A 7,211-nucleotide genomic window follows, 5' to 3' on the forward strand; every position below is an offset into this window, starting at 1 on the left:
ATTGCCTGGCTGTCAGAGTTTTCATGTTTGCCGCCGCCAACGTCGTGGCGAGCGGGCTTGCCCCGCGTTGGAGTGCGGAGCGCTGCCCTTGCAGTCGCTGTGGTGTATCTGACAAACCCGGTTGGCCGCCCTTGGGGCCGCTTCGCAGCCCAACGCGGGGCAAGCCCGCTCGCCACAAAAGGTCAGCCTCCACCACGCTGAGCCAGCCTCCCCACAGTAAGCCTGCTCGCCACAGCAAGCCCGCTCGCCACAGGTTATTCACTCGCCACGGCCCCCACAATCAACTCACTGCCCAACCATGCGGCCAGGTATTCACCGGCCTGGACCACGCCCGCTTCTTCGCCCAAACGCGCCACCAAAAATTCACACAACCTTGCAAAACGGCCGTCGCCCTGCACATGCAGCAAAGCGTCAAGCTCCAGCGCCTGCACCTGACGCAAGCGCGAGGTGAACTGACGCCGCCAGACCAACAAGCCGCCCGCCTCCTCCAGCATCACCGCCTCGGGCGGTTCGGTTTCCTGCCACAGCGCAGACCATATGGCCTCGGCATTGGTGGTCAAGGCATGGCAACGCAGCGACGGGGTCAACTGCAAAACCGCGCTGTCCCAGTCCACTTCAGCCAACGCGGGCACGGGCACAGGCGACGCATCGGCGGCGACGAACGCTTCATTCAACGCCGACTCGATCCAGGCCAACTCATGCACATCGGGGTTGTGCGGGAACACCGTCTTCAGCGTCGCGTAGAAACCTTCGGGATACGCGTCCAGCGTCCAGGCATGCGGCGGATGCTGGTCGATATGGGCAATGCTGGCCGCCAGAAAGGCCTCATCGCCCAGCCATCGACGCAGGTTCGGGAACGCCTGCTCCAGGCAACCCACCAATTGCGCACGGTAGTTGTTCTGGTACACCGCCAGGCCTGCGCGGTGATTGCCCAGCACCTGCGCGGCCTCGTCCGAGGCGCTCACCAGCCAGGTGCGAAACGCCTGCTGCCACTCGGCCAGGTTCATTGCTGCGCTGCCAAGGCACGGGCCGTGGACAGCTCCTGAAGCAACTCGGCCAGCGGTGGAAGCTCATCGTCGCGCTCGATCATCACCGCCACCGGCCCCAGTAACGCGATGGCGTGGGCATACAGTTCCCACACCCCGGCACACACCGGGCGGTCGTGGCTGTCGATCAACAACGCGCGGCCCTGGCTATGGCCGGCCAAATGCACCTGGCGCACGCGTTCGGCAGGCATGCCCGCGAGAAACGCCAGCGCATCGAAGCCATGATTACTGGCACTGACAAACACATTGTTCACGTCCAATAACAGCTCACAGCCGGTACGCCGGGCCATGGCAGCAATAAACTCCCACTCGCTCATGGACGCGCCATCAAACGCCAGGTAACTGGACGGGTTTTCAACCAGCAGCGTGCGGCCGAGTACTTCCTGGGCCTGATGAATATTGGCGCAGACCCGGTCCAGCGCCTCCTCGGTGTAGGGCACCGGCAATAAGTCGTGGGCATTGAAATTGCCCCTGCGCGACCAGCTCAAGTGGTCGGACACAAACAACGGCTCAATTTCATCGACCAGCGCCTTGAGGCGCTGCAGGTAGTGCGGGTCAAGCCCTTCAGCGCTGCCGATGGACATCGACACCCCGTGCAATGCCACCGGGTGCCGTGCGCGGATCTGGCGCAGGATGTGCCGGGGCTGGCCGCCCGCGACCATGAAATTCTCGGAGATCACTTCGACGAAATCCACGGGCACCGAGGTCTCCAGGAAATCGCAGTAGTGTTCCTTGCGCAGGCCCAGGCCATAGCCCGAAAAGGGCGGGTTGGATGTCAGCATGGCGGCTCTCCAGTAAAACTGCAGGCGCGGGTTTGCACGCGAAAAACTTGAGCACGCTGTGCACTGTCTGCACGCCCGCGTCCTCATTAACGCTCTTCGTGGGCAAGCCCGCGCCGGCAAGGGGTGATGGTTTATTTCGGTTCAGTCAGGGTGCCGCCGGCCTTGAGGCATTCGGATGGGGTCTTGACGATCACGCCCTCGCCCTTGCAGCTGTTGAGGCCCTTGCAGTCGTGCTTGGCGGTGGCGCACAGGCTTTCGCCCTTGCAGCTGTTGACGCCATAGCAGCGGCCGGGTTTTTCCTGCTGGTCGGCGGCACTGGCGGCACTGGCGAATGAAGCCGAGGCCATAGCGATCAGGGCGGCGGCAGCGGCGAGGCTCAAGCGGGATTTGAGTGCAGTGTTCATGGTGTTTTCCTGTGTGGGTGTGTGGGTTACTTGATGACAGACGCGGCGTCTTCGATGACCTTCGCCACAGCCTCAGGCTGGGCGATGTACACCGAGTGGCTGGCCTTGATTTCGGTGACCCTGGAGCCGGCCCGCTGGTACATCCAGCGTTGCAGCGCGGGGCTCAGTGCGCGGTCGTCGGTGGACACCACCGCATAGGTCGGCTTCTTGTGCCAGGCCGCAGCCCACACGGTGCCGCCGAACAGCGCGGTGGTGGCCGGCACTTGGGAGGCGGCCATGAAGTCGGTGCGGTTGGTGGTCAGGTCGGCGGCAAAATCGGCGTTGAACCGAGTGCGGTCGAAGAACAAGTGGCCATCGCGGCTTGGCTTGATGTCATCGCTGGGCGCGGGCATGGAGCCAATCAGCTGGGCCATGTTCTCGCCCACTTCCGGCTGGAACGCCGAGACGTAGACCAGCGACTTGACCTTGTCGCGATCGCCGGCAATCGAGATCACCGCACCACCGGAGCTGTGGCCCACCAGCACCACCGGCCCCACTTGCTGCTCGAGCACTTCGCGCGCTTCAGCCACGTCGGCGGCGAGGTTCTCGTGGCTTTGATGCACCACGGTGACCTTGTAGCCCTTGTGAATCAGGATGTCGTGCACCACACGCCAGCCGGACCCGTCGACAAACGAGCCGGGCACGATCACCACGCTTTTGCCGGTGTCGGGCTGCGCGGTGTCGGCCGCCTGGGCCAACAGCGGAACGGTCATTGCCATCGCAATGGTCAGGGAAGAAAGCATTCGCATCGGGACTCTCCATCAGAGTTGTAAAGGTTTGCTCAACAGCAAGCGGTCCAGCGACCAGGTTCCGCCGCCATAGGCCAGCAGCGGCAGCAGCAGGCCCGCCCAGGTCAGGTGCACCGGCCAGGCGTCGGGGTACACAAACACCTCGATCACCAGGGTCATGCCCAGCAGCGCAGCGGCGGCCGGACGCGTCAGCAGGCCCAGCACCAGCAGCAGCGGGAACAGGTGTTCGGCGTAGGTGGCCAGGTGCGCAGCCCAGTCCGACGGAATCAACGGCAAGGCATATTCGGAACGGAACAGCGCGTAGGTCGACGGTTTGAGGTTCAGAAAACCCGTGACCTTGGTGCGCCCCGACAGGAAGAACACCGCGGCGATCCCGAGCCGCGCCACCAACAACAGCAGTGCCTGGGGCAGCAGGCGCTGGATCACGGCTGTTCCGTCAGGCTGCCGTAGCCCTTGGGGGTCTTGATCTGGGTGCAGGTGCCTTTGTCCACCAGCACCCAGGCGTTGCCCTGATAGTCGGCGGTGGCGGTGCCGGCGCACGAGGTGCCCTTGCCGGCGGCGCAGTCGTTGGCGCCGGCGAGGGACACGCCGAAGCACTTTTCCTGAGGTTTGGGCTCATCGGCATGAGCCACCGCCGCGAAGGCGCTGAGGGACAGGGCGAGGGTTGCCGCAAGGGCAGCGTAAGGACGCTTCATCGGTGTATCTCCTGGCTTGACTGAGTGTGACCAGGGCGCGAATGGCGGTGCGTGACCGCCAGCGCCGGCTGGTGAACAGAGTTAAAGCCAGGCGTGTATCCGCTCTGTGTCGCAAACACGACAGAACGTCATGCCGGTGTATCAAGGTGGTGCGCGGATACACAGTGATACACAGTGAATAACCCACCGCTAAATAGGCGCCGATTTATTCGGCATCCCGAACGACACAATTAGAAATATTCGCCTTTCCGAACGAAGCCCTTCAGGCGGCCTCGACGACCCTAAAAATCACCATAAATTTCATGCGGTTGTTGTCATCTTTGTTACATGCCAACTGGCATACATTCTGCTTTATCCCTGTTTCTGGTAATAAAATGTTTCAGCTTTGAGACAGTCTCATCAACTGAAACACAATCCGTGGCACGCCAATAAAAACGACAACGCCCCAAAGGAGGGCGACCTTTCCCGACTTTTTGATCGACATCAACTTTCCAAGACTGCTGCTGCACATCTGTACCCAAAAGGGCGAATGGCCTGATCGCCAATAACAAGCCTGACTATAAAAAGGACGAATTGATGAGCTCGAGCAAGAACCACGCAGTGTCCTTCATGGACGCAGAACCCCTGGCCCCGGCGTGCGCCGAAAGCGCCCTTGGTTTTGGCCCCTTCCTCTTACTCGCACGCCAGCACGTATTGCTGCGAAACGGTGAGCCCGTCACCTTGGGCAGCCGCGCCCTGTATTTGCTGATTGCCCTGGCCACCCGCGCCGGCGAACTGCTGGAGAAAGCCGAGCTGATCTCGTTCGCCTGGCCCAAGGTGGTGGTGGAGGAATGCAACCTGCGCGCGCAGATCGTCGCGCTGCGCCGGGCCTTGGGCGACGATGGCAACTTCAGCTATATCGTCACGGTGCCGGGCCGCGGCTATCGCTTCGTGGCGCCGGTGACCGTGCAGGCGGCCGGCGAAGACAATCTGCCGGTGCCCCACGCGCGCGTCCATGAGCCCTCTGTCGCGCCGCCGTCCTGCGAAGTGATTGGCCGCGATGAGTTGGTCGAAAGCCTTGCCGACCAGGTGCTGAACCAGCGGTTCTTGACCATCACCGGCCCTGGCGGCATCGGCAAGACCACCGTCGCCATGGCCGTGGCCCATCAGTTAGCCAACCAACTCAAGCTGGACACTTGCTTCGTCGACCTGGCGCCGGCCACCAGCGGGCAATGGGTCACCGGCATGCTCGCCAGCGCCCTGGGCATCCAGACGGGCAGCGACGAGCCGCTGCACAGCATCGCCGCCACCCTGGCCGACCGCCGCCTGCTGCTGGTACTGGACAACTGCGAACACGTGTTGCCGGCCACCGCCGATGCCGTGGAAACCCTCTTGCGCAGCGCCCCTCAATGCTACGTGCTGACCACCAGTCGCGAGCCGCTGCGCGCCGACGGCGAGCGCGTGCACGACCTGGCGCCGCTGCAAGTGCCCGACGAACACACGACACTCAGCGCCGTCGAAGCGCTGAAATGGTCCGGCGTGCGCCTGTTTGTGGAGCGCGTGCGCGCCCTTGACCCCGACTTTGTATTCAACGACGCCGACGTGGCGGCCGTCAGCGCCATCTGCCGCAAGCTCGACAGCAATGCGCTGGCCATCGAAATAGCCGCCGCGCGGGTACGCACCTTTGGCATCCAGGACCTGGTCGGCCTGCTGGACGGCAGCTTCCGCCTGCAAATGACCGGCCGGCGCACCGCCCTCGCCCGCCATCGCTCACTGAGCGCGACCCTTGACTGGACCTATTCGATGCTCAGCGGCGACGAGCAGGCGATGCTGCGCCAATTGGCTGTCTTCACCGGCTCCTTCACCCTTGATGCCGTCAAGGCCATGACTGCCAGCAGCGCCCTCGACCCGCGCAATGCCCTGCCCCTGCTCGAAAGCCTGATGGACAAGTCACTGCTGATCGCCGGCGAATCGCAGTTGCTCAAGCGTTATCGCCTGCTGGAAACCACTCGCGCCTACGCCCTGGAAAAGCTCGCCGAACAGGGCGAAACCAACGCCACCGCCGAACGCCATGCGCGCTATGCCCTTGGGGTGTTGCAGGAAGCCGGGCAGACCCTGGATGGCCTGTCACCGCAAACCTGGGTCGCGCTGTATGGCCCCGAGATCAACACGGTGCGGTCGGCACTCGACTGGGCCTACTCGACGACCGGCAACCTGCCGCTGGGGATTGAACTGACGTTGGGCGGCGTGCCGTTATGGTTGCGCCTGTCGCTGGTCAGTGAGTGCCGCAGCTGGGTTGACCAGGGGCTGGCCAGCGACGCCAGCACCCCATTGCCGACGCGCCAACGCATGCTGCTGAACACCGCGCTGGCCAGCGCGCTGATGCTCACCGACGGCACCGGCGGCCCGTTGCGTGAAGCATGGCGCCAGGTGCGCGAGGACGGCCGCGAACTCGGCGATGCCGAGCACAAACTTCGCGCGCTGTGGGGGCTCTGGGGTGATCGTTGTGCGTGTAACCAGTACGCCGAAGCACTGGAGTTGGCCGAGCGCTACATTGCGTTGAACAACAGCGGGAACCAGCAACTGCTGGGCAAGCGCATGCGGGCGGTGGTGCTGTTTCACATGGGCGATCTGGCGGGCGCCCGACAAAATATCGACGAAGCCCTGGGTTCACCGTCGGCCCCGCGCTCGCATATCATCGACGCGCTGTTTGATCAGCGCATCGCCGCACGCTGCCTCAAGGCGAAGGTGCAATTTATGGAAGGCGACGTCGACCCGGCCCTGCGGCTGATCGGCACCTGCGTCGATGAAGCGGTCTCACTCGATCACCCGGCGACCCTCTGGTACACCTTGTGCCTGGGGGCGATCCCCCTGGCGCTGCTGGCGTCCAATCTGCCGAAAATGCGGTATTACCTGGGCCTGCTGCAGGACAGCACCACCCGCCAGGACTTGCATATCTGGCGGCAATTTCGCCTGTGTTTCGAGAGCATCCTGCTGATCCGCCAGGGCTCGCCGGAAGAAGGCGTGCCGCAACTTGGCGAAGCCCTGCAGCACCTGCAGGGCCAGGGCGATGGTCAGCTCTACAGTCTGTTTCGTTGTGAATACGCTTTGGGGTTGGCGCGCCTGGGCCTGGAAAAACTTGCGCTGGAAGTGTTGGAGGAGACGCTGCAATTGGCCATCGGCCGCCATGAGCGCTGGTTTGTGCCGCAGATGCTGCGGATCAAGGCCCAACTGACACTGCGCCAGGGCAACTACGGGTCGGTGGACAAGGCCAAGGTGCTGCTGCGCCAGGCGTGGGTGGATGCGCAACTGGCCGGTGCGCACTTCTGGCGGGCGCAGATTGCCACGGACTTGGCGCGGTTGCAGGAGCCTAAGTTACGCATTGCTTCTTTGCCCAGGTTTCAGCATCGCTGAGGGCATATCCGGTATTTGGGTGATCGCGGGTATGGGTTCCGCCCTTACGGCGGGTCACTTTGGAAAAGCCCCAAAGTAACCAAAGGGCTCTTGCCCCACCACT

General features: G+C 63.4%; 7 protein-coding genes. 1 reads left to right on the forward strand and 6 read right to left on the reverse strand.

Annotation, left to right across the window (positions count from 1 at the left end; all coding sequences use genetic code 11):
• Positions 1–254 precede the first annotated feature (254 nt).
• The 6 genes from AACV02_RS29395 to AACV02_RS29420 form a co-directional block, all read right to left on the reverse strand.
• On the reverse strand, positions 255–1,007 hold the full coding sequence (locus AACV02_RS29395) for an HvfC/BufC N-terminal domain-containing protein (protein WP_119736348.1): 753 nt from the start codon (positions 1,005–1,007) through the stop codon (positions 255–257).
• Complete coding sequence (gene bufB / locus AACV02_RS29400; protein ID WP_119736350.1) at positions 1,004–1,828, reverse strand: MNIO family bufferin maturase; 825 nt, start codon at positions 1,826–1,828, stop codon at positions 1,004–1,006. Before bufB ends, AACV02_RS29395 begins: the two co-directional genes overlap by 4 nt.
• 131 nt (positions 1,829–1,959) lie before the next feature.
• Positions 1,960–2,232 (reverse strand): BufA2 family periplasmic bufferin-type metallophore, encoded by a 273-nt coding sequence (gene bufA2 / locus AACV02_RS29405; RefSeq protein WP_017137586.1) that lies wholly within the window; start codon positions 2,230–2,232, stop codon positions 1,960–1,962.
• Positions 2,233–2,258: 26 nt separating this feature from the next.
• Entirely contained in the window at positions 2,259–3,020 is a 762-nt protein-coding gene (locus tag AACV02_RS29410) for an alpha/beta fold hydrolase (protein ID WP_119736352.1), read from the reverse strand.
• Between the two features lie 12 nt (positions 3,021–3,032).
• Positions 3,033–3,446, reverse strand: coding sequence for a DoxX family protein (locus AACV02_RS29415; protein WP_119736355.1), 414 nt, complete (start codon positions 3,444–3,446; stop codon positions 3,033–3,035).
• Entirely contained in the window at positions 3,443–3,715 is a 273-nt protein-coding gene (locus AACV02_RS29420) for a BufA1 family periplasmic bufferin-type metallophore (RefSeq protein ID WP_106579920.1), read from the reverse strand. The genes AACV02_RS29415 and AACV02_RS29420 overlap by 4 nt, the downstream gene beginning before the upstream one ends.
• 576 nt (positions 3,716–4,291) lie before the next feature.
• Between AACV02_RS29420 and AACV02_RS29425 the strand changes: the two genes are divergently transcribed.
• Positions 4,292–7,108, forward strand: coding sequence for an ATP-binding protein (locus tag AACV02_RS29425; RefSeq protein WP_177413668.1), 2,817 nt, complete (start codon positions 4,292–4,294; stop codon positions 7,106–7,108).
• The last annotated feature ends 103 nt before the right edge of the window (positions 7,109–7,211 follow it).

Source organism: Pseudomonas sp. Larv2_ips (assembly GCF_963879675.1).
Lineage (GTDB): Bacteria > Pseudomonadota > Gammaproteobacteria > Pseudomonadales > Pseudomonadaceae > Aquipseudomonas.